General features: G+C 59.3%; 23 protein-coding genes. 6 read left to right on the top strand and 17 right to left on the bottom strand.

The window, feature by feature from the left end:
• Positions 1-2: 2 nt before the first annotated feature.
• Positions 3-275: a hypothetical protein gene (locus tag IG616_RS11195; protein WP_192148240.1), complete on the bottom strand. Its 273-nt coding sequence runs from the start codon at positions 273-275 to the stop codon at positions 3-5.
• Positions 276-359: 84 nt separating this feature from the next.
• Positions 360-815 carry an arsenate reductase/protein-tyrosine-phosphatase family protein gene (locus tag IG616_RS11190; RefSeq protein ID WP_192148239.1) on the bottom strand — a complete coding sequence of 152 codons (456 nt, stop codon included), beginning with the start codon at positions 813-815 and terminating at the stop codon, positions 360-362.
• A gap of 107 nt (positions 816-922) precedes the next feature.
• Here IG616_RS11190 and IG616_RS11185 point away from each other — a divergent pair, with 107 nt between their 5' ends.
• Positions 923-1,234 (top strand): 4a-hydroxytetrahydrobiopterin dehydratase, encoded by a 312-nt coding sequence (locus IG616_RS11185; protein ID WP_425504180.1) that lies wholly within the window; start codon positions 923-925, stop codon positions 1,232-1,234.
• Here the strand turns inward: IG616_RS11185 and IG616_RS11180 are convergent.
• Positions 1,231-1,473: a sulfurtransferase TusA family protein gene (locus IG616_RS11180; protein ID WP_192148237.1), complete on the bottom strand. Its 243-nt coding sequence runs from the start codon at positions 1,471-1,473 to the stop codon at positions 1,231-1,233. The genes IG616_RS11185 and IG616_RS11180 overlap by 4 nt on opposite strands.
• An 82-nt stretch (positions 1,474-1,555) precedes the next feature.
• Between IG616_RS11180 and IG616_RS11175 the strand changes: the two genes are divergently transcribed.
• The 4 genes from IG616_RS11175 (at position 1,556) to IG616_RS11160 (ending at position 6,139) form a co-directional block, all read left to right on the top strand.
• Positions 1,556-2,107, top strand: a complete 552-nt coding sequence (locus IG616_RS11175; RefSeq protein ID WP_192148236.1) for a DUF924 family protein — start codon at positions 1,556-1,558, stop codon at positions 2,105-2,107.
• A gap of 809 nt (positions 2,108-2,916) precedes the next feature.
• Positions 2,917-3,255 (top strand): P-II family nitrogen regulator, encoded by a 339-nt coding sequence (locus IG616_RS11170; protein ID WP_192148235.1) that lies wholly within the window; start codon positions 2,917-2,919, stop codon positions 3,253-3,255.
• Between the two features lie 20 nt (positions 3,256-3,275).
• A complete protein-coding gene (locus IG616_RS11165; protein ID WP_192148234.1) occupies positions 3,276-4,613 on the top strand; it encodes an ammonium transporter in 1,338 nt (445 codons plus the stop codon).
• 305 nt (positions 4,614-4,918) lie between these two features.
• Complete coding sequence (locus IG616_RS11160; RefSeq protein ID WP_192148233.1) at positions 4,919-6,139, top strand: ammonium transporter; 1,221 nt, start codon at positions 4,919-4,921, stop codon at positions 6,137-6,139.
• Positions 6,140-6,218: 79 nt separating this feature from the next.
• Here the strand turns inward: IG616_RS11160 and IG616_RS11155 are convergent, their stop codons facing one another.
• The 13 genes from IG616_RS11155 to IG616_RS11095 form a co-directional block, all read right to left on the bottom strand.
• Positions 6,219-6,884 (bottom strand): HAD family hydrolase, encoded by a 666-nt coding sequence (locus IG616_RS11155; protein ID WP_192148232.1) that lies wholly within the window; start codon positions 6,882-6,884, stop codon positions 6,219-6,221.
• Positions 6,885-6,913: 29 nt separating this feature from the next.
• Positions 6,914-7,813: a carbohydrate ABC transporter permease gene (locus IG616_RS11150; protein WP_343072365.1), complete on the bottom strand. Its 900-nt coding sequence runs from the start codon at positions 7,811-7,813 to the stop codon at positions 6,914-6,916.
• A gap of 18 nt (positions 7,814-7,831) precedes the next feature.
• Entirely contained in the window at positions 7,832-8,719 is an 888-nt protein-coding gene (locus IG616_RS11145; protein WP_192148231.1) for a cation diffusion facilitator family transporter, read from the bottom strand.
• A gap of 148 nt (positions 8,720-8,867) precedes the next feature.
• Positions 8,868-9,650: a DUF1223 domain-containing protein gene (locus IG616_RS11140; protein WP_192148230.1), complete on the bottom strand. Its 783-nt coding sequence runs from the start codon at positions 9,648-9,650 to the stop codon at positions 8,868-8,870.
• A 112-nt stretch (positions 9,651-9,762) separates the two neighbouring features.
• Positions 9,763-10,365 carry a DsbE family thiol:disulfide interchange protein gene (locus tag IG616_RS11135; protein ID WP_192148229.1) on the bottom strand — a complete coding sequence of 201 codons (603 nt, stop codon included), beginning with the start codon at positions 10,363-10,365 and terminating at the stop codon, positions 9,763-9,765.
• On the bottom strand, positions 10,362-10,556 hold the full coding sequence (gene ccmD, locus IG616_RS11130) for a heme exporter protein CcmD (RefSeq protein ID WP_192148228.1): 195 nt from the start codon (positions 10,554-10,556) through the stop codon (positions 10,362-10,364). Before ccmD ends, IG616_RS11135 begins: the two co-directional genes overlap by 4 nt.
• Positions 10,557-10,560: 4 nt before the next feature.
• On the bottom strand, positions 10,561-11,328 hold the full coding sequence (locus tag IG616_RS11125; RefSeq protein ID WP_192148227.1) for a heme ABC transporter permease: 768 nt from the start codon (positions 11,326-11,328) through the stop codon (positions 10,561-10,563).
• A gap of 111 nt (positions 11,329-11,439) precedes the next feature.
• Complete coding sequence (locus IG616_RS11120; protein ID WP_192148226.1) at positions 11,440-11,865, bottom strand: hypothetical protein; 426 nt, start codon at positions 11,863-11,865, stop codon at positions 11,440-11,442.
• Positions 11,840-12,322 carry a Panacea domain-containing protein gene (locus tag IG616_RS11115; protein ID WP_192148225.1) on the bottom strand — a complete coding sequence of 161 codons (483 nt, stop codon included), beginning with the start codon at positions 12,320-12,322 and terminating at the stop codon, positions 11,840-11,842. Before IG616_RS11115 ends, IG616_RS11120 begins: the two co-directional genes overlap by 26 nt.
• Before the next feature lie 116 nt (positions 12,323-12,438).
• Complete coding sequence (gene ccmB, locus IG616_RS11110) at positions 12,439-13,110, bottom strand: heme exporter protein CcmB (protein ID WP_192148224.1); 672 nt, start codon at positions 13,108-13,110, stop codon at positions 12,439-12,441.
• Entirely contained in the window at positions 13,110-13,793 is a 684-nt protein-coding gene (gene ccmA, locus IG616_RS11105) for a heme ABC exporter ATP-binding protein CcmA (RefSeq protein ID WP_192148223.1), read from the bottom strand. Before ccmA ends, ccmB begins: the two co-directional genes overlap by 1 nt.
• A 39-nt stretch (positions 13,794-13,832) precedes the next feature.
• Positions 13,833-15,512 carry a methyl-accepting chemotaxis protein gene (locus IG616_RS11100; RefSeq protein ID WP_192148222.1) on the bottom strand — a complete coding sequence of 560 codons (1,680 nt, stop codon included), beginning with the start codon at positions 15,510-15,512 and terminating at the stop codon, positions 13,833-13,835.
• A 325-nt stretch (positions 15,513-15,837) separates the two neighbouring features.
• Positions 15,838-18,630 (bottom strand): bifunctional aconitate hydratase 2/2-methylisocitrate dehydratase, encoded by a 2,793-nt coding sequence (locus IG616_RS11095; protein ID WP_192148221.1) that lies wholly within the window; start codon positions 18,628-18,630, stop codon positions 15,838-15,840.
• Positions 18,631-19,154: 524 nt separating this feature from the next.
• Between IG616_RS11095 and acnA the strand changes: the two genes are divergently transcribed.
• Complete coding sequence (acnA, locus tag IG616_RS11090) at positions 19,155-21,830, top strand: aconitate hydratase AcnA (protein WP_192148220.1); 2,676 nt, start codon at positions 19,155-19,157, stop codon at positions 21,828-21,830.
• 1,213 nt (positions 21,831-23,043) lie between these two features.
• Here acnA and IG616_RS11085 read toward each other — a convergent pair.
• Positions 23,044-23,784 (bottom strand): hypothetical protein, encoded by a 741-nt coding sequence (locus IG616_RS11085; protein WP_192148219.1) that lies wholly within the window; start codon positions 23,782-23,784, stop codon positions 23,044-23,046.
• Positions 23,785-25,179 lie beyond the last annotated feature (1,395 nt).

Genomic DNA, 25,179 nt, shown 5'->3' with positions numbered 1-25,179 from the left:
CCTCAAGAGCTGGATTGCGGCTGGCGCGGCCGGGTCCGTTTCAGGATCCTCGCAAGATGCCTTGGGCTTTTGGTCTCCAGCCAGTGAAATGTCCTGTTCAGCTGCGGCAAGCGCCTTCTGCGGCTGCGCAGGGCGCGTGCGAGTGTCCGGCTGGTGGCGATCAGAATGACCGCACCGGTTGCCAGAAGCGGAACGCCCGTCGGAATGGGCAACGCGATGGTCGCAAGGCCCAGCAGGATGAGAACAAGGGCCAAGGCCCACCAGACCAGTTTCATGCGGATCAGCCCTGATATTAGGAGCCGATCCTTTATCTGCTGCGGGCCACAGATTGATGACGGCCAGAGCAGATCAATTGCTGTCTAGCCGCCTTGCAGCTGCTTTAGAAAACGCCGACTGCCTTCCTGAAGCATATGGAAGACCTGATCGAACCCATCCGGTCCGCCATAGTAGGGATCAGGCACGTCCCTGGCCGGATTGTCCAGAAACAGGCGCAGTTCCGCCGGGCCCCGGCCACTGTTTTTGCGGCGCAGGGCTGCCAGATTGTCCCGGTCCATGGCCAGAATCCAGTCGAAGCGGCTGAAGTCCGCATCCGTCACCTGACGCGCGCGCTGAGCGGAAATGTCGATCCCGTTGCGGGCGGCCACGGCGATGGAGCGGGGGTCTGGCGGATTGCCCGCATGCCAGGCGCCCGTGCCTGCCGAATCCAGCGTGAACTGCCCGGCCAGTCCTGCCTCCTCAAGCGTTTGGCGGAAGATACCTTCGGCAAGGGGAGAACGGCAGATATTGCCAAGGCAAACGAAGAGAAGGGCTGTCACGTCGGGCTCCTCTGGTTTGAAAGGGAGGGGCTGTCAAACCTGCATGGGATCCTATCTATCAGGGGAGCAGGCGAATGCAATCACCCGTGAACAGGAGGTTCGGCATGCTGGAAAAGCTCAGTCCAGGCGAAATTTCTCAGGCGCTGAAGATGCTGGAGGGATGGTCCATGAGCAGCGAAACCGCAGGTGCGATCACGCGGCACTTTGTCTTTACGGACTTCAATGCCGCCTTCGGCTTCATGACCCGCTGCGCCCTGGTGGCGGAAAAGATGGATCATCACCCGGATTGGCGGAATGTCTACAGGGATGTCACCGTCACGCTCACGACCCATGATGCGGGCGGTCTGACAGAGCGGGATGTGAAGCTTGCCCGCGCCATGAGCCGGATCGCTTCGGAGGCAGGCGCTCTGGCGAGTTAGCCGTTGGTCTTCAGGATGAAAAACCGGCCCCGGGTTCCGTCCTTCTCCACCTTTTCGACCGTATGGCCATCCTCGTTGCACATGTGGGGGATATCCAGAAAGGCCATCGGATCCGTGGTCAGCACTTCCAGGCGGCTGCCGGCCGACAGACCGGCGAGTGTCTTGCGGGTTTTCAGCACTGGCATGGGGCATTTCAGTCCCATCAGATCCAGGACATGCGGCTCATTCACGTCTGTCATTTCCATTCCCGCTGGATTTGAGTTGGCGGAACGCTCTGACTATACGATTTAACGCAAGAGATCCTGATCCGGAGAGAAAATCATGACTGATACGCCCGTTTCACCAATCGATATTCTGGATTTCTGGTGGCAGGCCGGTCCGGAAAAGTGGTTCGCCCGCAGTGACGCCTTTGATGCTGAGATCCGTGAGCGGTTTCTCGCTTCGGTGGAAGCTGCCAAGGCGGGGGAGCTGGATGACTGGGAAGCGTCACCGCACGGGGCTTTGGCGCTTTTGATCCTCTTGGACCAGTTCACCCGCAATCTCTTCCGGGACGACAAGCGGGCATTTGAATCCGATCCCAAGGCGCTGGGCATTGCCACGCGTGCCGTTGATGCGGGCTACGACCGCGCCTTTCCGCCCAGTGTGCGGGTGTTCTTCTACCTGCCATTCGAGCATGCGGAAGACATGGCTGCGCAGGAGCGCAGCGTGGATCTGTGCCGGGCGCTGAACAACGAGCAATTCTATCTCTACGCGCTCATCCATCTGGATGTGATCCGCCGCTTTGGCCGGTTCCCGCACCGGAACAAGGTGCTGGGCCGCGAGACAACTGCTGAGGAGCAAGCCTTCCTGGAGAACGGCGGCTTTTCCGCCTGAGTTTGATCTCAAGCGGGCTTACTTCTCTTCCGTCATGGCCGGGCTTGTCCCGGCCATCTGCAAGCCATTGTGTATTATAGGTCCCGGCACATGGCTGAGGATGACGGTAGATAGGCGCTGACAAAGGTAAAACCTTTCAGACTGCTGACAAACCCCACCGCCGCGCTTTCCCGGACGCAGCGAAGTGAAGATCCGGGATCTATTGTCAATTTCTACTATTGAAAGAAATAGGGTTTTTAGACAGGCCCCGGCTCAAGGCCGGGACGGCGCGGAGAAAAATCCTGGAGACCTGGGCTTTGTCAGCAGTCTGGTGCGGCTTCGCCGCCTGATTTTCTGTCCTGAAACATCCGGCCACCCGCTACTTTGGATGCGCAAGCTGTCTCCGGAGTGGCGGGTTTCAGCGTTTTCCCGGCTGTTTGCCGAATGTTGTCTCAAACAGGCTGCCTGAAAATTCATCTCGAGCCTTTATGCCGTTTATTTATCGGTCATTTATTGTGCATCTTGCATTATTTGCATAATTTTTGATCACTTTTATATGACTCATTTTTAGGCTCTCTGGCTGTCCGGGGCGGGCGCATTCTCGCCATTTTTCCCGGAAAGCCTCTGCTTTTCTCCTGAGTTTCTCCCGTTTTTCAAAGTTGGCACGGTCCTTGATTAGTTAGGCCCGACACCGACCCGATTTCGTGTGTTCCGGGCCAGGCCTGTTTGTCAGTGTTCTGGGTGGGGCAAACCCTTGGGGGGTACCGGGCGGGAAGGTCGGACAGTCTCTTCGCCGGGAAGAGGCGACAGGAAAGGAATGGGAACGAGCAATGAAAATTGTGATGGCCATTATCAAGCCGTTCAAGCTCGATGAAGTGCGCGACGCGCTCACGGGCATTGGAATCCAGGGCCTGACTGTTACTGAGGTCAAGGGCTATGGCCGGCAGAAGGGGCACACCGAGATCTACCGCGGCACCGAATATGCCGTGAGCTTCCTGCCGAAGCTGAAGATTGAAGTCGCCGTCGCAGGCGACGCGGTCGAGAAGGCCGTTGAAGTCATCACCGCCGCCGCAAAGACCGGCCAGATCGGTGACGGAAAGATCTTCGTTTATTCGATCGACCAGGTCGTTCGCATTCGTACCGGCGAAACCGACGCCGAAGCACTTTGATTGTCTTGAGGGTAAGAAACATGACCAAGTTTGTCGCAAGATCTGCGGCTGCGCTGGGCGCCCTGAGCCTGATGGCTCTCCCGGCTCTGGCTCAGGATACCGCCGCCGCAGCCGCTCCGGCTCCGGTCTCTCCGGAAGTTGCCTATATTCTCAACACCCTGCTGTTCCTCATCGGCGGCTTCCTGGTGATGTGGATGGCGGCCGGCTTTGCCATGCTGGAAGCTGGCCTTGTCCGCACCAAGAACGTTTCCATGCAGTGCCTCAAGAACATTGCACTCTACTCCATCGGCGGCCTGATGTTCTGGGTCACCGGTTACAAGCTGATGTATGTCGGCGTTGATGGCGGCTTCATGGGCTCCTTCGGCCCGTATTCCTTCGACGCTGTTGGCGGCAATGCGCTCGACACCGGCTACTCCACGGCCTCCGACTGGTTCTTCCAGATGGTGTTCTGTGCCACCGCTGCTTCGATCGTGTCCGGCACCCTGGCCGAGCGCATCAAGCTGTGGCCGTTCCTGCTCTTCACCGTCGTCCTGACCGGCTTCATTTACCCGATCACCGGCTCCTGGGTTTGGGGTGGCGGCTGGCTCAAGGAAATGGGCTTCTCCGACTTCGCAGGTTCCACGCTGGTTCACTCTGTTGGTGGCTGGGCGGCTATCTCCGGTGCTCTGATCCTCGGCGCTCGTAAGGGCAAGTATGGTGCAAACGGCCAGGTCTTCCCGATGCCGGGTTCCTCCATGCCGCTCGCAACCCTCGGCACGTTCATCCTGTGGCTGGGCTGGTTCGGCTTCAACGGTGCCTCCCAGCTTGCCATGGGCACCATCGGTGACGTCTCCGACATCTCCCGCATCTTCGCCAACACCAACATGGCCGCTGCCGCTGGTGTCATGGTCGCGGTTATCCTGACCCAGATCATGTACAAGAAGGTCGACGTGACCATGGCTCTGAACGGCGCCCTGGCTGGTCTCGTTGCCATCACCGCCGAGCCGCTGCAGCCGTCCGTTCTGCAGGCGATCATCATCGGTGGCGTTGGTGCCGCGATCGTGGTCTTCACCGTACCGCTGCTCGACAAGCTGAAGATCGACGACGTTGTCGGCGCGATCCCGGTTCACCTGCTCTGCGGCATCTGGGGCACGCTGATCGTTCCGCTGTCCAACGCTGACACCTCCTACAGCACCCAGCTCATCGGTGTGGTTGCCATCGGTGCCTTCACCTTCATCGTCAGCGGCGTGGTCTGGCTGATCCTGAAGGCCGTCATCGGTATCCGGGTTTCCGAAGAAGAAGAGGCCCTCGGTCTCGACAAGGTGGAAATCGGCGTCGAAGCCTATCCGGAGTTCGGTTCTGGCTCCCAGCGGGTCTGATCAAAATCCTCCCGGCGTAGTCTATTGGCTCAGACTGCGCTCTCGGCCCGGGGCTCTTGCCCCGGGTCTTTTTTTGTCCGGCGCGCTGTGTTGTCACTGCAGGGCGCCTCGTCTGTTTAGGTCAATAAATAAGCATATGCCTAAAGTATTGGCTCTAATCTTGGGCAATTGCGCAATTAATGTGCCGGAATGGCCGGATGTTTTGGCTAATTTCTGCGCCTGTGCCCGGTTGGCATGCAGTTTGATTGCTTTCCCGCCAAAACACTGCCCCGCAGGTGGGCAGATGCATAATCGGGAGCCAGTGAATGAGCCAGAATTCGGTGGGTGGAGACGTCTTTTTCGTCCTGCTCGGAGCTATCCTTGTCTTCGCCATGCATGGCGGATTTGCCTTTCTTGAAGTTGGAACCGTCCGCCAGAAGAACCAGGTCAACGCGCTGGTGAAGATCCTGGTGGATTTTGCCATTTCCACAGTGGTCTATTTTTTCTTCGGCTATGCCATCGCCTATGGCACCACCTTCTTCGTCAGCGCCGCCGCCCTGTCGGGCGGGGCCGAAGGCTTCGCGCCCCAGGGCCTGTCCCTGGTCAAGTTCTTCTTCCTGACCACCTTCGCGGCGGCCATTCCGGCGATCATTTCCGGCGGAATCGCCGAGCGGATGAGGTTTGCGCCCCAGTGCATGGCGACCGTGGCCCTGGTTGGCGTTGCCTATCCCCTCTTTGAAGGCATCGTCTGGAACGGCAATTTCGGCATTCAGGCCTGGCTTGAAGCCAGCTTCGGCGCCCCGTTCCGCGATTTTGCCGGTTCGGTCGTGGTTCATGCCGTCGGCGGCTGGATCGCCCTTGCAGCCGTGCTGCTGCTCGGTGCACGCCGTGGACGCTATGACAACAAGGGCCGCCCGATCGGCATTCCGCCGTCGTCTCTGCCCTGGCTCGCCCTTGGATCCTGGATGCTGTGTGTAGGCTGGTTTGGCTTCAACGTCATGACCGCTGGATCTCTTGAGGCGGCTTCCGGACTCGTGGCGATTAACTCGCTGATGGCCATGGTCGGCGGCATTCTCACGGCGCTCATCGTTGGCCGCAATGACCCCGGTTTCGTTCACAACGGTGCGCTGGCCGGTCTGGTCGCGGTCTGTGCCGGGTCGGACATCATGCACCCCATCGGTGCGCTGATTGTAGGCGGCCTTGCCGGGGCTCTTTTCGTGAAGGGCTTCGAAATCTGCCAGAACAAGCTGAAGATCGATGATGTGCTGGGCGTCTGGCCGCTGCATGGCCTGTGCGGCGCCTGGGGCGGCATCGCCGCCGGTATCTTCGGCTCCGAGGCGCTGGGTGGTCTTGGCGGCGTATCGCTGATCTCCCAGATCATCGGAACGATTGCCGGGGCGTCCTACGCTGCTCTGGCCGGGTTTGCCGTCTATGGCGCGATCAAATCCTTCGCCGGTCTCCGGTTGTCTCCTGAAGAGGAGCACATGGGCGCGGATCTGGCGATCCACAAGATCAGCGCCAATCCGGAAAGCGACCTGCTGCGCTGACGATTGCTATCTTCTGAAAATGAGAAATGCGTGGCCATGACTGGCCGCGCATCTTTTAAGGAAGCTTGAAATGGACGGCTCAGCCGAGCTCAGCGCCAAGCTCCTCATGGCTTCTCAGAATCTTGGAAGCGCCGGCTTCTGTCAGCCGTTCGCCGAGCCTTTCGCTGGCATGGCCTCCGCCAATGAAGCCCCAGACTTCCATGCCTGCCGCCTTGCCCGCAAGAACGCCGTTGACGCTGTCTTCAATCACGATGCAATCGCGTGGTTCGGCACCGATCTGCGTAGCGGCGTAGAGGAAGAGATCCGGCGCGGGCTTGCCGTTTGCCACCTGTTCCCCGGAATAGATATGCGGATCGAAATAGCCGTGAAGGCCCGTCTGGCGCAGCTTGATATGCAACCGTTCCAGCCGGCTTGAAGAGGCGACGGCGCGCGGCATGGTCAAGGAAGCGAGCACGCTCCCAATGCCGTCGATGGCCTCAAGGTCCCGGTTGATGCGCGCGGTCGTCGCTGTTTCCAGGTCGGTGAAGAAGCTCACCGGAAAGCTGCCGGTTTCCAGTTTTGCGTGCTCATCTTGAACCAGCTTGAAGAAATCCCTGGCCATCAGGCCGTTGAAGCGCTGCTGGTACTCGTGAAGATCATACTCCAGCCCGATCCGGCTCAGATGCTCGCGCTCCACCTCGACATAGATGGTTTCGGAATCGACGAGCACCCCGTCGCAGTCAAAGAGGATGGCAGTTTGGCTCATGTCGTCAGATCCATTCGAATCGGCAAGGGTCAGTGCACCCCATCAAACAGCCCTTTGACGAACTTTCTTTGAAAGATGACCAGCAGGACAGCGGGCGGCAGCACGGCGACGCAGGCGAGCATGATGCCGTTGAGGCTTGTCCGCCCGAAGAACTGCAAGCCCCGCACCACCGTGTAGGCGCTTTCGTCCGAGGTCACCATGACAGGCCAAAGATACTGGTTCCAGCCGTTTACGAAGGTGACCAGGAACAGGGCGCTGGCCATGGGCCAGGACAGGGGGACGAGAATGTCCTTGAAGAACTTGATCGGGCCTGCGCCGTCAAGACGGGCGGATTCCAGCAAGGCGTCCGGCACATTCTGCAGGAACTGCCGGAAGAAGAAGGTTCCGATGCCAGAGGCTGCCAGGGGCAGGATGAGGCCCGCATGAGTGTTCACCAGCCCCAGGTCTGCGGCGACAGTGTAAGTTGGCAGGAAGCGGGCTTCCAGCGGCAGCATCAGGGTCAGCAGAAGCAGCCAGAAGATCAGGCCCGCGCCCCTGGGCCGGAAATACACCAGCGCATAGGCCGCCATCAGCGAAAGCGCCACGGTCACTCCGGCAAGACCTGCGCCCAGCACGAAGGAGTTCCAGAGCAGCGAATAGACGGTGATACCGCCGAGAAAGCCGCCTTCAGCGTTGAACAGCCGGGTGTAATTGGCAATCAGCTCCGGGCCAAAGCTGAGGCTCAATCCCTGGTCCTGTAGTGCAGCTCCGCTATGGGTCGTTGACAGGAACAGGGCGAACATCGGACCGCACATCAGCAAAGCGCCTGCAATCAGAATGGCATGATCGAAAACGGACTTGGGGCGCATTGGGGGGAGGGCCCTTGGGCTTGCGGAGACGAAAAGGCGGGGCGTTTCCGCATCATAGAGCCAGCCGCCGATCGGTGGCAATCGCCGAAACCGGGGGGATCAGAGCACAATGATGCCCGAATGCTTCGCCTTGTGCTCCGGTTCCACATGAATGGTCAGGCGGGCGCCGGGAACGGCCTTCCCAACCGCCTGCTCGATCCGGTCGCAGATGTCATGTGCCGATTCGACCGACATGCTTCCATCGACGACGAGATGGAAGTCGATGAAGGTGAGCTTGCCCGCAAGACGGGTTCTCAAGTCGTGGGCTTCCAGCGCGCCTTCGCCTTCCGCAGCAATCACTTGCCGGATCTTGTCCAGGGTGTCCGGCGAGGCTGCTTCGTCCATCAGGCCCGAAATAGACCCCTTCATCACATCCCAGCCGGTCCACAGAACGTTGAGGCCCACAAGACCGGCAAGGATCGGATCCAGCTTCTGCCAGCCGGTGAAGACCACCAGAACAACACCGGCGAGAACGCCCAGCGAGGTCACGACATCCGTCATCAGGTGGCGTCCGTCGGCCTCCAGGGCGGGGGACCGGCTGCGCTTGCCATAGCGGATCAGCACCAGCGCCCAGATGGCGTTGATCACGGCAGCCAGTGCGTTGATGCCAAGGCCCAGAGGAGAATAGTCGACGTCCTGCGGCGTGTTGTAGCCGATCCAGGCGGAATGGAAGATCGTGCCGGCGGCCAGCACGATCATGACGCCAACCAGAACGGCGGCGAAATACTCGGCCTTGTCGTGGCCGTAGGGATGATTTGAATCCGCCGGCCGTGACGCGAACCAGATGGCAATGACGGCTGCTATGGACGAGGCCACATTGACGATGGTTTCCAGAGCATCAGAGTAAAGGGCGATCGAACCCGTCAGCTCATAGGCCAGGTATTTGAGGCTCATCACGCCGAGGCCGACAAAAACGCTGCCGATAGCGATACGGAGTCTGCCGCTCATGGTCCGGATTCCCTCTTTGTGCCGCCAAGACCGGGGTGGCCGCTCGGCGAAGGGGTACCAGTTTTCTGCTGGGACGCAACTCCCGTTTCGCCCGATCTGCCAATCTCCCCGCATCACACAGGGTGGCAGAAGGCGTTTATGTGATCGGTCAGGGAGCCTTGGGGTCCATAACGGCCGCGCCGATGATACGGCCCGGGCCGCTGTCATCCTCGATCTGGATGAGAACCGCGCAACGGCTGTCCTTGTCCTTCATGAACTCGGATTTGGGAATGCGGAAGACTTCCGGCCCGCCGGACCACATGCCGATGGCCCTGAGATCGCGGACGACATTCACATAGGTGATGTTGGCGCCGCTGTTCTCGCCCCGGGCGATGGGAACGGATTGCTCCGCATCCAGCCGCAGAATGAAGATCGTGGCCATGCGCTGTCCGGCAGGAAGGCTGCCATCGACCTTGGCCTCGACGGCCATGTCCCGGACCGACAGCTCGACAGAGGCCGTAAAGGGCGCGGCGCGGCCAAGGGCGGCCAGAACGGCTTGCCTGTCGCCGCCAATCACGTGTTCCATGCCGTCGACGACGAGCTGCGGCGTATAGACCGACCGGTCACCGCGCTGGGCGGCATAGGCCCGCTGGCGTTCGGAATTCTCCGGCCGGGCAAGTGTGTCCCGCCAGCCAAGATAGTCCCAATAGTCCACGGGAAGCGACAGGCTTAGAATGTCCGGATGCTTGTGCACCAGCTCTTCCAGAAGCTTGTCGGCGGGCGGACACGAAGAACAGCCCTGGCTGGTGAAGAGCTCGGCCACCGCTTTGGGGGCGGTTGAGGCGGCCAGAGCCGCGCCCTGGTCGAAGACGAAGCCAAGGGCGAAAACAGCCGCCATGGCGGTCTTGGCTGCTGGCGCCGAACGGAGAATGTGCTGGAAGCGTTTCGTCATGGGACTTGAGATGGCTGGCCTTGGAATTTGAACTCTGCCAAAGACACTAAGCTTTTGAAGCTTCAAGAGCCAGTCACGAGCGGGTGACGTTGTCCGGCATTTTCCGCCGCCCTCAGCTGCCCTCTGGCGAGGCAAGGACTTTCTCCAGCTGGGGCAGGAAGACCTTCCCGTAGCTTTCCTGCGAAAGCGGTCCAATGAATTTGTAGCGGATGGTGCCCTTGGCATCGACGATGAAGGTTTCAGGCACCCCGTAGACACCCCAGTCGATGGCGGTGCGGCCTTTTTCATCCGCGCCAACCCGGTCATAGGGATTGCCGAGGCTGCCCAGGAAGCGGCGGGCATTTTCCGGCTTGTCCTTGTAGTTGATGCCGAGCATCTGGAAACCGTCGCGCTTGCTCAGTTCTTCCAGGAACGGATGCTCCTGCCGGCAGGGCACGCACCATGACGCAAAGACATTGACCACCGAGACCTTGCCCAGAAGATCTGCCTTGGTGATGCCGGGAACCGGCACACCGTCGCGGGTCAATTCTGGGACGGGCAGCAGCTCCGTATCGGGTACCGGCTTGCCGATCAGCGCGGACGGGATCTGGCTCGGGTCGTGGCCGATGGTCAGCTGAATCAGAAACAGGCCAGCCAGGGCTGTGAACACGATAAGGGGCAGCAGCACCAGCAGGGGAATGCGGCGTTTGGGCGATGGATCCGTTTGCGCGGTCATGTGCGGTCCGCTTCAGTGCCTTTGGACGGCTGGTGCCGGCGTGCACGGGAGATCCCTTGTTCTGCGAGGCGGGCAAGGTCGGCTTCCAGCTTGCGCCGGTCGAAAATGACCCAGAGCAGCAGGCCAAGCACAGCTGCGGCGGTCAGCGCGTAAGACGCAATGATAAAGCCGGAATGGGGGCCGAGATCCATGAGATTACTCCGCGGCCTGGGGTGAAAGCGCCGTGCTGGCAGGCCGCGTTTGCGCGGCGGCTTTCAGCCGCATGGCTCTGAGGCGTCTGCGCAGGATTTCATTGCGCATGGCCATCAGATGAAGAACGAAGAACAGCAGCGTGAAGGCAGCGGCCATCACCAGCAGCGGGATCAGGATCGACGGGTGAATGGTCGGGCCATCCATCCGCATCACGCTGGCGGGCTGGTGCAGGGTGTTCCACCAGTTCACCGAGAACTTGATCACCGGCAGGTTGACGGCGCCGACCAGCGTCAGAATGGCGGCGGCCTTGCCTGCCTTGATCGGGTCTTCCATCGTGCGCCACAAGGCCATGAGCCCGAGATACATGATGAACAGCACCAGAACGGAGGTCAGGCGCGCATCCCAGACCCAATAGGTGCCCCACATGGGCTTGCCCCAGAGCGATCCGGTCACCAGAGCGATGAAGGTGAAGGTGGCGCCGATCGGGGCGGCCGCTTTGGCAGAGACATCCGCCAGCGGATGCTTCCACACCAGCGTGCCCAGAGACGATACGGCCATGATCGAATAGCACATCATGGACAGCCACGCGGCTGGCACATGAATGAACATGATCCGCACGGTCGCGCCCTGCTGATAGTCTTCCGGCGCGGTGAAAAAGCTCATGTAGAGCCCAGTGGCGAAGACGATCACGCATAGGCCCGCCAGCCAGGGCAGAACGATCTGCACAAAGCGGAGGAAACGTGTCGGATTGGCCAAGTCCAAAATACCCATGGAACCGTTCTAATCTGTCAGTGACGCGTCTTCAATCTCTTGTCGCACAGCGCGGCGCATTGAGGCCGGTCAAATTGTCCCGCCTCTTTCCTCAAAATGTAAAGGGAATCCTTACTTGATGTTCTTTCGAGCGCCGACGAAGATACCGGTGAGAACCATTCCAACTAGGCCGATCACGGTTGCTGCCGTACTACCTACCAATATTTGGAAGACGGAATCTGAGATTGAATTTTTAAAGCAACCAAACGCGTTCATGGCAATAACGACGCCAACAAACCCGCAATATGCACACATAAATCTGAATGTATTTTTAGCAAATGGCTCAATTAGCCCATCTAAAATTTCAGTTGTCCTGATTGTCTTTTTAAGGGTCTCTATTTCTATTTTTAGCTCCGAGTTCTCTTCTGAGACTCTCGTAAACGCATTTCTGTAATCTTCGGGCGAGACAGAAACATCTGTCTCGCTTGGTTTTGTCGTAACCGGAGCTTTATCGAGGTCTTTGAGTGAGATCTCAGGCTGCTTTGTCGCGTCCGGCAAGGGCAAGCTCTATAAAATGTTGCTGAATATCATCTTGGGACAGAGAAGTGTTCCTTCCTCCTCCAAAATAAGCATTACTCCAAGGAGTGCCCGGCTCGTGCGTCATTTCAGATAGCTCAATGCCAGAATAGTCGCCGTATTTTTTCCATACGTGTTCAATTATGGCGACTTCATCATCACTTAGCTTAGCTTTATATGGAGTGCTGGAATCAAACGGATCCGCAAGTAATCCATCCGAGGCGTTACGCCCGTAATCTCGAAGATGGTTCCAAATTTTTCTTACAACGGGGCCGCCGTCCCAAGCTTCAATTTTTTCTGCTATCAGTGGAGCCTTGTTGATAGCAAGGTTCCACCCGTGCGCAATGTAAACGAGCTTCTGGAGCTTCATCTGGTTGATATGCGGACCGTTGCGACGAATAAACTCGTTCGCAATTGCCCTAGCATCGTAGCTGGGCATCGCCAAATCTCCCGCCTAAGTTTCTAATGTCCGTGCTTAAATCATAGCACGACACCCGCCATATGACCATGATCATATGAGTCGTTTATCGTTAAATAATTTATTAATCTCAAATGTCAATCTGCTGAAAACCTCAGGGCGGCCGCAGACGCGATCGGGCCGATCACGCCTGCAATCAGCGTCAGGGCGCACAGGATCAGGAAAGGCGTCAGGAACGGCACCGGATCGGACACCGCCGCATCCGCCGCGCTCACCCCGAAAATCAGCACCGGAATGGCTAGTGGCACGACCAGGACCGCCAGCAGCAGTCCGCCCCGGCGCAGCGTCACGGTGAGGGAGGCCCCGATGGCGCCAATGAAGGTGAGGGCCGGTGTGCCAGCTAAAAGCGTCAGCGTGACCGCGCCGATGGCCGTGGGCTCCAGATTGAGAAAGATGGCGAGAACTGGCGCGGCTGCCACGAGCGGCAGTCCGGTTGCGACCCAGTGAGCCAGGCACTTGATCAGCACCACCAGTTCCAGAGGCCGCCCGGCCATCAGCAGAAGATCCAGCGAGCCATCGTCCCGGTCGGCCTGAAACAGGCGGTCAAGACCGAGCAGCGTTGCCAGCAGGGCGCCGATCCACAGGATCGCCGGGCCGATGCGGGCAAGCAGATTGAGATCCGGGCCAACACCGAAGGGAATGACCGTCACGACGGCAAGAAAGAACAGCACGCCCACCAGCGCGCTGCCGCCCACGCGGGTCGCCAGCTGCAATTCGCGGCGGAATAGGGAAGAGGACCAGCTGGCCATTACGCGTAATCCTCAAGTGTTCCGCCGAACTCATAGGCGTCCTCGTCCCCGGCAATGGAAGCCGACAGATGGAGCGGCTCGACGGGGGAAAGTGCCAGTTCCGTATGGGTGGCTGTCACGATCATGCCGCCATTCTTGAGGTGCGTGTTCATCAGGCCGATTAACTGCGCTTCCGAGGCCGTGTCCAGGGCTGAGGTCGGTTCGTCCATCAGCCAGAGGGGGCGGGGCGAGACAAACAACCGGGCCAGCGCCAGGCGCCGGGTTTGCCCGGCAGACAGATAGGCGGCGGGCAGGTCCGCCGTATGGCCAATCCCGAGCAGCTCCAGGATCTCCATCGGCTGCATTGTGGTTGGCGTGAACTTTTCCGTTTGCACCGGGCTGGTGAAATCCCGCCAGAACTCGAGATTCCCGCGCACCGGCAGGGCCCGCTTCACGGCGCTCTCATGGCCGAAGTAATGCGCGTGTTCGGCAAGGCTGCGCTCGCTGTCGCCGCCATTGAGAGACATGCTGCCTCCGGCCGGTGAAATGAGCCCGGCGAGGGTGCGCAAGAGAGAGGATTTGCCAGCGCCATTCGCGCCGGTGATCACCAGCGCATGGCCTGCCTGCAGTTGAAAGGATAGTCCGGCAAAGACACGACGACCTCCCCGGTCCACGGTGAGGTCGTCGACAATGAGTGTAGGCATAGTCCTCCAGGGGCGCTTCTGGCGGGGCGCCCCCTCGGATTAGGCAGCGCGAATCCCCGACAGGAACCGGTCGACTTCGGATTTTAGTGTCTCTGCCTGGCGGGACAAGTCGGCGGAAGCACTGAGGACGTGATTTGCTGCTTCGCTGGACTGCTGGGCCGCGGAGGTCACGGACCCGATTGCCGTGGAGACTTCCGCAGTTCCGATGGAGGCCTGCTGCACATTGCGGGAAATTTCATGCGTGGCCGAAGCCTGTTCTTCCACAGCCCCGGCAACAGCCGTCGAGATCTCGCTGATCTTGCGGATCGTTTCGGCGACATCGTTGATTGCGGTGGCCGATTCTGTGGTCGAGCCCTGAATTTCCGCGATCTGGGAGGCGATTTCCGTGGTGGCCTTGGCGGTCTGATCGGCCAGCTGCTTCACTTCGGCGGCCACAACCGCGAAGCCCTTGCCGGCTTCCCCGGCGCGGGCCGCTTCGATGGTGGCGTTCAGTGCCAGAAGGTTGGTCTGGGCGGCGATGCCGTTGATCAGCTCGACGATATCGCCGATCTTCTGGGCCGCGTTGGACAGGCCGTGCACCTTGTTGGCGGCGGCATCCGCATCGTCCACTGCCCGCCCGGACATCTCGGAGGACATCTCGACCTGACCGGCGATTTCGCGCACGGAGGCGGTTAGTTCCTCTGTCGCAGCCGCAACGGTCTGAACGTTTGACGAGGCCTGCTCGGAGGCTGCTGCCACGGAGCCTGACTGCTCGGAGGTATGAATGGCGTTGGAGGACATCGTCTGGGCTGCGTCTTCCAGCTGACCCGCGGATGTGGACAGCGAGGCGACGATGCTGCCGACGGAGCGCTCAAACTGTTCGGCAAGCTTGCGGAACAACAGCTTCTGCTGGGCTTCCGACCGGGCATTCTGCGCTTGGGCTTCGGCCGCCAGGCGGGCGTTTTCCAGAGACTGCTCCTTGAAGACCAAAGCCGCACGGGCCAGGTCGCCAACTTCATCGCTGCGGTCGGTGCCGGTGATCTCCATGTCGTGATTGCCCTGTGCCAGAGCCTTGAGCAGAGACACGACGCGGCTGATCGGCTTGGAGATGGAGACCCGCGCAACAAAGATGCCGAAACCAGCTCCGATGAGGAGGGCAATCAGCGACGTCACCAGCAGCGTGGTTGCAGCGGTGCTGGCTTCTTCCGTCGCAGCTGCGCGTTCGGAGGCCATTTCGGCTGCGGTATATTTGGAGTAGACCTTGACCGTATCGGTGACGGCCTTCTGACCGTCCAGGGCCACGGCGAGGCCCTCAGCGATTGCTGCCGTATCCGAAGGATCCTTGGCAGCGGTGTCAATCATCTGGTTGATCTTGCTGAAATAGCTCTCAAGCGCGGCCTTGATGTCGGTCAGCTGCTTCTTTTCTTCCGCATTTGCCACCGCTTCCAGTTTCGGCAGGCGGCCCAGCATCTCATCGGCGCGGCGCTTGGCTTCGGCCTTGTAGTCGGCTGCCTTGTCGGCGCTGGTTGCGAACTGATAGGTCATGCGGCTGATGGCGACGATATCGATGCGCAGGTCCATCGCTTCACGGGCGGCTTCTTCCGACCGGCCGATTTCCGTGAACGTCCGGTTCAGCGAATTCAGCTCTGTGAACGCGACGCCGGCGATGCCGACGGCAGCAATCCCCATGACCGCAACCACGGCGAGAATCTTGTGAACGATGGTGACGTTTTTCAGCATTTTATGAGCTCCGGCTCACCTACGGGATATGTACTGAGCTCTTCAATAGCGTCTTAGAGTTAACGTCCTCCTTCCGCAGCTGTGATGATCTATATTTTTTATACATCAACGGCATTGTCAGAATTATCTATTTTCTCCAGAATGGATATTCTTGCAATAAATGCAATTTATGCGTGCTTCTTATTTAGTTGGCTTGCAGTCTTCGCTTGCCAGATGAGGCGGCCTGGCAAAAAAAAACGGCCGCCAACCGTCCGCCTGACCGCGTTTTGGCGGAACAGGCAGGCGGTCAGCGGCCGCTCATGGCAGCTATCGCCGGGTCAGGTTCTTAGAAGTGAACCGACCGGGCCGTTGCAGACTTTTCAAGCGGCGGCGCGAACTTCGTCAGATCGATGCCTTCGACTGCTTCCTTGTACTCCTCGACGGTCGGGGTGCGGCCGAGGATTGCGGAGAGAACCACGACCGGGGTCGAGGCCAGCAGGGATTCCCCCTTCTTGGTCGCGCTGTCGGCGACGACGCGGCCCTGGAACAGGCGGGTCGAAGTGGCAAGCACTGTGTCGCCCTTGGCGGCCTTTTCCTGGTTGCCCATGCAAAGGTTACAGCCCGGGCGCTCGAGATACAGAATGTTCTCGTATTCGGTACGGGCCGTGGTCTTCGGCGCCTTGTCGTCGAACTCGAAGCCCGAATATTTCTCGAGCGTTTCCCAGTCACCTTCCGCCTTCAGCTCATCAATGATGTTGTAGGTCGGAGCTGCGACGACGAGCGGGGCCTTGAATTCGACCTTGCCGTTTGCCTTCTCCAGGTTCTTCAGCATCTGGGCCACGATCTTGATGTCGCCCTTGTGTACCATGCAGGACCCGACGAAACCGAGGTCGACCTTCTTCTCGCCGCCGTAATAGGAAACCGGACGGATCGTGTCGTGGGTGTAGCGCTTGGAAACATCCGCGTTGTTGACGTCCGGGTCGGCGATCATCGGCTCGTCGATCTGATCCAGATCCACGACGACTTCTGCGAAGTACTTGGCATTTTCATCCGGGGTGAGGGCCGGCTTCTCGCCAGAGCGGATCTGGGCAATGCGCTTGTCCGCCTTGTCAATCAGGCCCTGAAGAACCTTGGCATCATTGTCCATGCCTTTGTCGATCATAACCTGGATGCGGGCCTTGGCCAGCTCGAGCGAGCCGATCAGGGTCTCGTCGTTGGAGATGCAGATGGAGGCCTTGGCCTTCATTTCTGCTGTCCAGTCGGTGAAGGTGAAGGCCTGGTCGGCCAGCAGGGTGCCGATGTGCACTTCGATGACGCGGCCCTGGAAGACGTTGTCGCCATGCTGCTTCAGCATCTGGGCCTGGGTGGCGTGCACCACGTCACGGAAGTCCATGTAGTCCTTCATGGCGCCCTTGAAGGTCACCTTGACGGATTCCGGGATCGGCATGGTGGCTTCGCCGGTGGCCAGAGCCAGCGCCACGGTGCCCGAGTCAGCGCCGAAGGCAACGCCCTTGGACATGCGGGTGTGGCTGTCGCCGCCGATGATGATGTCCCAGTCGTCCACGGTCAGGTCATTCAGCACCTTGTGGATCACGTCTGTCATGGAGTGATAGACGCCCTTGGGGTCGCGGCCCGTGATCAGGCCGAACTTGTGCATGAAGGCCATCAGCTTCGGCGTGTTGGCCTGTGCCTTCAGGTCCCAGACAGACGCGGTGTGGCAGCCGGACTGGTAGGCGCCGTCGACAGTCGGCGAAATGACCGTCGCCGCCATGGCTTCCAGTTCCTGGGCCGTCATCAGGCCGGTGGTGTCCTGGGAGCCGACGATGTTGACCCGGACACGGACATCCGAACCGGCATGAAGAACCTTGCCCGGTGTGGTGCCGACAGCGTTGGCGTTGAAGATCTTCTCAACTGCGGTCAGGCCCTGACCCTCGTGGGAGACTTCCTTGGACGGTGCGAAGGCAGACTTGTATTCGACGCCGAGGATGTCGCAGGCCAGGCTCTGCAGTTTCTTGCCGAAGACCACGGCATAGGAGCCGCCAGCCTTCATGAATTCGACCTTCTGCGGGGTGAAGGACGAGGACAGATCAGCAAGCTCTTCGCTGCCGTCTTCGCTGCACAGCTTCTTGGTCTTGGTATTGATCTTGAGCACGGTGCCGGTTTCGACCGAGTATTTCTGCTCAAGAACCGGGTTGCCGTCATTGTTCAGGATAGGGTTGCCGTCCGCGTCCAGCTTCTTGACCCAGTTCTTCAGGTCGATGCCGATGCCGCCGGTGACGCCAACGGTGGTCAGGAAGATCGGGGAGATGCCGTTGGTGCCTGCGACGACCGGGGCGATGTTCACGAAGGGAACATAGGGGCTGGCCTGCTTGCCGGTCCACAGCGCCACGTTGTTGACGCCGGACATACGGGAAGAGCCGACGCCCATGGTGCCCTTTTCGGCGATCAGCATGACGCGCTTGCCCGGGTGCTGAATCTTCAGGGCCTCGATTTCCTTCTGCGCCGCTTCGGAAATCATGCACTTGCCATGCAGCTCGCGGTCGGAGCGGGAGTGCGCCTGATTGCCGGGGGACAGAAGGTCGGTCGAGATATCGCCTTCCGCGGCGATGTAGGTGACGACGTGGATCTCTTCTTCGATATACGGCAGCTTGGTGAAGAACTCGGCCTTGGAGTAGCTCTCCAGAATGTCCTTTGCGACCGGGTTGCCGGCCTTGAAGGCTTCCTGCAAACGGTCTGTGTCGGCCGCATAGAGGAAGACCTGGGTCTTCAGAACTTCGGCTGCCTGCTTGGCGGTGTCCGCGTCATCACCCAGGGCCAGGTCAAGCAGGACCTCGATGGACGGGCCGCCCTTCATGTGGGACAGGAGTTCAAATGCGAAGGCCGGGGTGATTTCCGCTACCGTTTCCTCGCCGAGGATGATTTCCTTCAGGAACTTCGCCTTCACGCCAGCGGCGCTCGTGGTGCCGGGCAGGGTGTTGTAGATGAAGTACTTGAGGGAATCGGCCCGGTGTTCGTTGCCGGTGTCCTTGATCTGGGCGACGATCTCGCTGAGCAAGGCGCCGTCATCGATGGGCTTTGGGTGCAGGCCCTCGGTTTTGCGCGCTTCGATCTCTTTCAGGTAATCTGCATACAAGCTCATGGTAACCCCGGCGTCCTGGAATGGATGGAAGCTTGAGCGCCGGGCAGCGGGATTGGAAGGCTAGCCGGGTCAAGCTTGCTGGCCACTACATAGTTCAGTATACAATGGTATGCAATATGTTTCGCGACGGCTTTCCCGCCTTCGTTTCCGCTACGGCGGGGCTTCAGGCGCAAGCCGCACGGCTTCTTGACTTCCAGCGCAGCCAGACTAGCTCACAGAGAGAGGTTTGTCTCTATCCGCCGCGCCGCCTGCCGGTCCCTTGCCGCTACCACCGGGACAAGGAAACGCGGCTCCGGCTGGAGGAGGAACGTGAACTTTTGTATAGGAATGTCCAAGCGTTAGATGCAATCCGGGAGACGGGTTGAAACACCGCCCTCCCGCTACGATCTGCAAGATACAAGGCCCGCTAGAGGCCAAAGACGGCGGCCCTCCCGCCGTGACCAGAGATTTTGAGACCCCAGGGCCTGCCTTTTTCTCTTGATGGAAAGAGGCGGCCAAACCGGACCGCAAGGAGATCGCCCGCCGTGACCCAGTCCCTCGATAGCTTCAAGTGCAAGAAGTCGCTTTCTGTTGGTGGCAAGACCTACACCTATTTCTCGCTTCCCGATGCGGAGAAGAATGGCCTTAAAGGCATTTCCAAGCTGCCCGTGTCGCTGAAGGTGGTTCTGGAAAACCTGCTGCGCTTCGAGGATGGCAGCACGGTCAAGGCGGATGACATCCGCGCCGTGGCCAATTGGCTCTCCACCCGCACCTCCGATCACGAGATCTCCTACCGGCCAGCCCGTGTCCTCATGCAGGACTTCACTGGCGTTCCGGCTGTCGTCGATCTTGCCGCCATGCGCGATGCTGCGGTGAAGCTCGGCGGAGATCCGGAGAAGGTCAATCCCCTGGTGCCTGTCGATCTGGTCATCGACCACTCGGTCATGATCGACTATTTCGGCACCAAGGATGCGTTCCGCCAGAACGTCGAGCTGGAATATGAGCGCAACGGCGAGCGTTACGAGTTCCTGCGCTGGGGCCAGTCGGCCTTCGACAATTTTCGCGCGGTGCCGCCGGGCACCGGCATTTGCCACCAGGTGAACCTGGAATATCTCGCCCAGACCGTCTGGACCAAGGAAGAAGACGGCGAAACCATCGCCTATCCGGACACGCTGGTCGGCACGGACAGCCACACCACCATGGTCAATGGCCTTGCGGTCCTTGGCTGGGGCGTTGGCGGCATCGAGGCGGAAGCGGCCATGCTCGGCCAGCCGATCTCCATGCTGATCCCGGAAGTCGTCGGCTTCAAGCTGACCGGCAAGCTGAACGAAGGCATCACCGCCACCGACCTTGTGCTGCGCGTCGTCGAGATGCTGCGCAAGAAGGGCGTGGTCGGCAAGTTCGTTGAATTCTATGGTCCGGGTCTCGACAATCTCAGCATCGAAGACGCGGCCACCATCGCCAACATGGCGCCGGAATATGGCGCAACCTGCGGCTTCTTCCCGATCGATTCCGACACGCTCGGCTATCTGAAGTCCACCGGCCGTGAGGCCGACCGCATTGCCCTGGTCGAGGCCTATGCCAAGGCGCAGGGCATGTTCCGCTCAGGTAGCGAAGAGCCGGTCTTCACCGACACGCTTGAGCTCGACATTTCCACCGTCGTCCCGGCGGTCTCCGGACCCAAGCGCCCGCAGGACCGCATCAATCTTACCGATGCGGCCAGCGGTTTTGCCAGGACCATGGAAGACGAGTTCAAGAAGGCCGGCGAACTGTCCAAGCGCGTTGCCGTCGAGGGCAAGTCCTTCGACATCGGCAATGGCGATGTGGTCATCGCCGCCATCACCTCCTGCACCAACACCTCGAACCCGAGCGTGCTGATCGGAGCAGGTCTCGTTGCCCGCAACGCCCTGAAGAAGGGCCTCAAGGTCAAGCCCTGGGTGAAGACGTCGCTTGCCCCCGGCTCCCAGGTGGTGACCGACTATCTGAACAAGGCCGGTGTTCAGGACGATCTGGATGCGCTGGGCTTCACCCTTGCCGGCTATGGCTGCACCACGTGTATCGGCAATTCCGGCCCGCTGGACCCGGCCATTTCCAAGGCCATCAACGACAATGACCTGATTGCCTGCTCGGTTCTGTCGGGCAACCGCAACTTCGAAGGCCGTGTGAACCCGGATGTGCGCGCCAACTATCTGGCCTCTCCGCCGCTGGTCGTTGCCTATGCCATCGCGGGCAATCTCAGTGTCAACCTGACCTCCGACCCGCTGGGCGAAGACCAGGACGGCAACCCGGTCTATCTGAAGGATATCTGGCCGACGACCGAAGAGATCACCGATCTCATCCGCTCGTCGATTACCGAGCAGATGTTCCGCGAGCGCTACGGCGACGTCTTCAAGGGCGACAAACACTGGCAGGCGATCAAGGTCGAGGGCGGCCTCACCTACAAGTGGCCGTCCGGTTCCACCTATGTGGCCAACCCGCCTTACTTCGAAGGCATGACCATGGACCCGAAGCCGCTCGAGGATATTGAGGGCGCGGCGGTCATGGGCCTGTTCCTGGATTCCATCACCACCGACCACATTTCCCCGGCCGGCAACATCAAGGCCAACAGCCCGGCGGGTGAATATCTCGCCGAGCATCAGGTCGCGGTGAAGGACTTCAACTCCTACGGCGCGCGCCGCGGCAACCACAATGTCATGATGCGCGGCACCTTCGCCAACATCCGCATCAAGAACCAGATGGTGCCGGGTGTCGAAGGCGGCGTCACCATGAAGGACGGCAAGCAGAAGTGGATCTACGACGCTTGCATGGAATATCAGGAAGCGGGCATCCCGCTGGTGGTCTTCGCGGGCAAGGAATACGGCACCGGCTCCTCCCGTGACTGGGCGGCCAAGGGCACCAAGCTCCTTGGCGTCCGCGCCGTTATCGCCCAGTCCTTCGAGCGCATCCACCGGTCCAACCTGGTTGGCATGGGCGTCATCCCGCTCACCTTCAAGGAGGGCGAAAGCTGGCAGTCCCACAACATCACCGGCAAGGAACGCGTCACCATCAAGGGCATCGCGGACATCACCCCGCGCCAGATGATGGATGTGGAAGTGACCTACGAGGACGGCACGGTGAAGACCATCGAGTGCCTCTGCCGGGTCGATACGCTGGACGAGCTCGAATACATCAAGGCAGGCGGCATCCTCCACTACGTGCTGCGCAACCTTGTGAAGGGGTGAGCCAAACACTCCGCGCTTCTGCAACATGAGAACGGGCCCTCCGGGGCCTGTTCAGAGCGCTGGCGAAGGCCTGACCCCTTCGGCGTGTCATCCCGGTTGTGTGCTCCGCACCAAGACCGGGATCCAGTATTCCGTGGGGCTTCTTGTTAGAAAAGACAGTTACTTCAACAGCTTACTGGATCCCTGCCTTCGCAGGGATGACGGAGGTGGGGGGCGGCCTCTCCACCGTCATCCTCGGCCTTGTGCCGAGGATCTATCCAAGTCAATGGCTTGCAGATGGCCGGGACAGGCCCGGCCATGACGAATGAGAAGAAGCCTGCTTTTGGATTAATCTTACGGGCGCTTCGGGGGGCGCAGACTGCTGACAAGTCCCATCATCTCGCCTTCCAGAACGTAGCGAAGCGGAGATCCCAGGTTAACCTATCTTCTTTGATTTTTCGTTCGAGGAATGCACGTGGGCCTACCATATTGACGGCAGAGAAGACGTCTCATGTCCGCAGAGCTTACAGTTCATTGTTTTTCTCTACGTTTTTCCAGATAGCGCCGATTTTCCAAGGGGGTGTTATGGGAGGGTGCGTCAGTGGGTGCGTCACGTTATCCGTAAGTGCAATATTGAAGGCGTATTTCACGATATGAAAGCTCGCAATGCAATTGCCTGCTTCTGTGTTGTGTCACGCCAATCTGTACCAACAAGCGATTTTATGGACGTCCGGACAACGTCTATCCTGCGGATTTACCCAATCCAAGTGTTAGTTACGAACTAGCAGGGTAGAGCCGCAGCCATTGGCTTCGCGTATCGCGGGAGAGGATAGCAACCTCAATGCATATCCATCAGGGACTAAGCGTTCGGAGCCGTAACAGTGTCAATTGGCTTCTGGCTGAGACGCTCAACGATGTGAAGCGTGATGTTTCATCTTTTGATTGGCATTGTTTAACTGCAGTTTTGACCTGGTGCGTCAAATGCTGGTTAATCGACAGGGGCAAAACCAGCGAGCTCTTGCTTGCCATTAAACTAAGCTAACCGATTCTTAGATAAGATGTTTCTAAAATGCTGACACGGAATCAAATGCTTAATGTGATTCCACTTGATTCGGCAGCCAATTTATGGGAAAAATCCCACGTGGGTTAAGACCCACGTGGGAAGCTTAGTTTGTGTAATCGAGTTAGAGCTTACGCTCTAACGCTGATAATAACCGGGCTGCTTGCCACACAGCTAACCTCCTTTCGTATTGCCCAATCCGGGCAGTTTGATGGTTGGTTGAGCGGAAGAGAGAGAAGACTGTCCGAGGAATTTCTCTCTTTCGCGGTGAAGTACGGTGGAGACGACGGGGGTCGAACCCGCAGGGGAAGGATGGGAAGCCCGTCCCTGTGAACCGTCACCATCCCCACTGGATGAAAAAGGCTCGGATGTTTCATCCGGGCCTTTTTCATCGGTAGCGAGATACCAAAATCCATTTTTCTTAACCGCAGTCCCATCCTTACGCATTCTAGATAGGATTGAACTTACTGTCGTATTTGTAGTTTCGCGTCCGGCATCAGTCAGCTGCTTGGAGATTTCAAGTGCAGTTGTTCCGGCGCCATCTCTGGGCAGAGCTTGCGCAACCAAATTAGCAAGGCGTGGGCCTGAGCCACGTGGCTGTCGCGCAGATTCCGTAACTGGAACGTCTCCGTCGCCGATTAGATGAAAAATCGCTGCATCGATCTCCTTTACCTTCCTATTTAGATCACGCACAGCTTCTTTATGGGCATCAAGCTCAGATACAAGCCTAGCCTTCTCATCTTTCAGAATATTAATAGCCGCATTGCTCATGCGTACCATAAATACTGAATCAGTACGGTACGTCAAGTGTGTTTGACGTAATTCAAGATGGATTGCGTCAGACGTAATGTGTTTGTTAACCTTTGCATCTTCGGGGGCGTTTGATTTAATGAGGGGATTCTGATTTCTGTTCATCGGTCCTGGGTTGTGTCTCGCTTGCCAGAGTGACCATCGAGAGGTTTATGCCTTTGCTGATCGTCTAGTAGACTCAGCTGCTCTCGTGTGAGTGAAATTATCTCTCCTCCGTCCTGCCATGGCTTGACCATGGCATCATGCCGTGACCTGTCCTCAAGGAACCACTTCGGTTTGAGGAGACGGAACGGTTTGGATTGCAGCATCGAATGCTGCAATGACGGAGAGGGTGTTTCGAAGGCTGGGACGTGCGGCATACGCCTGTCTCCTTCCTTGCGGGGGAGATGTCAGCTTCAGCTGACAGGGGGGTAAGGCTTCCGCATATTCAAGAAGAGCGGCAATACTCCGAGGGGCTGATGCTCCCACTCAGACCGCTGACAAAGCGATTGGCCTCTCGATCGTCCTCCCGGCCAAGCAAAGCGCGAGCCGGCGCCGGAGAGCCAAAAAATTATCGGTTTCAAACAGTTGGCTGTCGGAATACCTTGGCTCACCGGTCCCGGATCTCCGCTTCGCTGCGTTCGGGAAGACGCATTGAGGGCCTGTCATTCATCTCAGGGGCTGCCCCCCTCTGCCCCCATTCGGAGGCATCTCCCCGCAAGAGGGGAGACCGGAGCCTGCCGAACGCGACGAATAAACCAGCAACGTCTGCCTGAACGGATGGTCACAAAGCACGCTGCTGCAAAAGGTCAATTTTTCCCTGCATCCCACCAAACCCCTCAGCGTCAAAACTTATCCCTCTCCCCGAAATCCATGCCCTTTGACCGGACACCCTTTTCGCGCTCAAAGAAACCTTATCCTCCCCCTTTAAAACCTGCCGTATGCTTCTTCCCGTGTCCGCCTAACGGGCCCCTGCTGGACCGACCAGCGGGGAGGGGCGGGCCGGGCGGGGCTGGGAGACGGAGGTAACGGAACCGTCTTGGCAGGTCCGGTGGCAGTGAACCCGGTGGATCGCATAGCCGGGGGCGTGGTGCGGCTGCGGAGGGCGCGGTGCGAGGGCTTCTATGCCCAAGCGTCTGTCCAGCAGGCGGACCCGGGCGCTGTCATGAGAAACAGCCCGGGCGGGGACGGAAGACCTCTGCCGAAGATCACTTACAACAAGTCGCGCAAGGCGGATGCCTTCCGCGCCCCGCCACTCCCGTTGGGCTTCAGGCGCCAGGGAGACACGAGAGGCCAGACCGCCGGAGTCTTTGCTCGCGGCGCCTTTTGTGCTGGCGGACCGGGTCAGGGGCCGCGTGTCCGCTCTGAAGGCTTGGCCACACTGCGGCGCAATAGACGCAGCCCCGGCAAAATCGTCACGGGAACCGGCAGAGCAGGTGATGCGGGAATGGACCTCCCGCTTGCCCAAGTATATGAGCTGACCACGTTCCGCTAAGGCAGAAGTTAACCTTGCATTTACCA

Origin of the sequence: Roseibium litorale (assembly GCF_014842915.1) — a bacterium.
Lineage (GTDB): Bacteria > Pseudomonadota > Alphaproteobacteria > Rhizobiales > Stappiaceae > Roseibium > Roseibium litorale.
The sequence above is the reverse complement of the archived record's forward strand: the minus strand, read 5'-3'. Positions and strand labels throughout refer to the sequence as shown.

Excerpts from the sequence above, each read along its gene's own strand:
- IG616_RS11195 (WP_192148240.1), bottom strand. The coding sequence starts at position 275 with ATGAAACTGGTCTGGTGGGCCTTGGCCCTTGTTCTCATCCTGCTGGGC.
- IG616_RS11180 (WP_192148237.1), bottom strand. The coding sequence starts at position 1,473 with ATGACAGACGTGAATGAGCCGCATGTCCTGGATCTGATGGGACTGAAA.
- IG616_RS11175 (WP_192148236.1), top strand. The coding sequence starts at position 1,556 with ATGACTGATACGCCCGTTTCACCAATCGATATTCTGGATTTCTGGTGG.
- IG616_RS11170 (WP_192148235.1), top strand. The coding sequence starts at position 2,917 with ATGAAAATTGTGATGGCCATTATCAAGCCGTTCAAGCTCGATGAAGTG.
- IG616_RS11165 (WP_192148234.1), top strand. The coding sequence starts at position 3,276 with ATGACCAAGTTTGTCGCAAGATCTGCGGCTGCGCTGGGCGCCCTGAGC.
- IG616_RS11160 (WP_192148233.1), top strand. The coding sequence starts at position 4,919 with ATGAGCCAGAATTCGGTGGGTGGAGACGTCTTTTTCGTCCTGCTCGGA.
- IG616_RS11155 (WP_192148232.1), bottom strand. The coding sequence starts at position 6,884 with ATGAGCCAAACTGCCATCCTCTTTGACTGCGACGGGGTGCTCGTCGAT.
- IG616_RS11145 (WP_192148231.1), bottom strand. The coding sequence starts at position 8,719 with ATGAGCGGCAGACTCCGTATCGCTATCGGCAGCGTTTTTGTCGGCCTC.
- IG616_RS11140 (WP_192148230.1), bottom strand. The coding sequence starts at position 9,650 with ATGACGAAACGCTTCCAGCACATTCTCCGTTCGGCGCCAGCAGCCAAG.
- IG616_RS11135 (WP_192148229.1), bottom strand. The coding sequence starts at position 10,365 with ATGACCGCGCAAACGGATCCATCGCCCAAACGCCGCATTCCCCTGCTG.
- ccmD (WP_192148228.1), bottom strand. The coding sequence starts at position 10,556 with ATGGATCTCGGCCCCCATTCCGGCTTTATCATTGCGTCTTACGCGCTG.
- IG616_RS11125 (WP_192148227.1), bottom strand. The coding sequence starts at position 11,328 with ATGGGTATTTTGGACTTGGCCAATCCGACACGTTTCCTCCGCTTTGTG.
- IG616_RS11115 (WP_192148225.1), bottom strand. The coding sequence starts at position 12,322 with ATGCCCAGCTACGATGCTAGGGCAATTGCGAACGAGTTTATTCGTCGC.
- ccmB (WP_192148224.1), bottom strand. The coding sequence starts at position 13,110 with ATGGCCAGCTGGTCCTCTTCCCTATTCCGCCGCGAATTGCAGCTGGCG.
- ccmA (WP_192148223.1), bottom strand. The coding sequence starts at position 13,793 with ATGCCTACACTCATTGTCGACGACCTCACCGTGGACCGGGGAGGTCGT.
- IG616_RS11100 (WP_192148222.1), bottom strand. The coding sequence starts at position 15,512 with ATGCTGAAAAACGTCACCATCGTTCACAAGATTCTCGCCGTGGTTGCG.
- IG616_RS11095 (WP_192148221.1), bottom strand. The coding sequence starts at position 18,630 with ATGAGCTTGTATGCAGATTACCTGAAAGAGATCGAAGCGCGCAAAACC.
- IG616_RS11085 (WP_192148219.1), bottom strand. The coding sequence starts at position 23,784 with ATGAACAGAAATCAGAATCCCCTCATTAAATCAAACGCCCCCGAAGAT.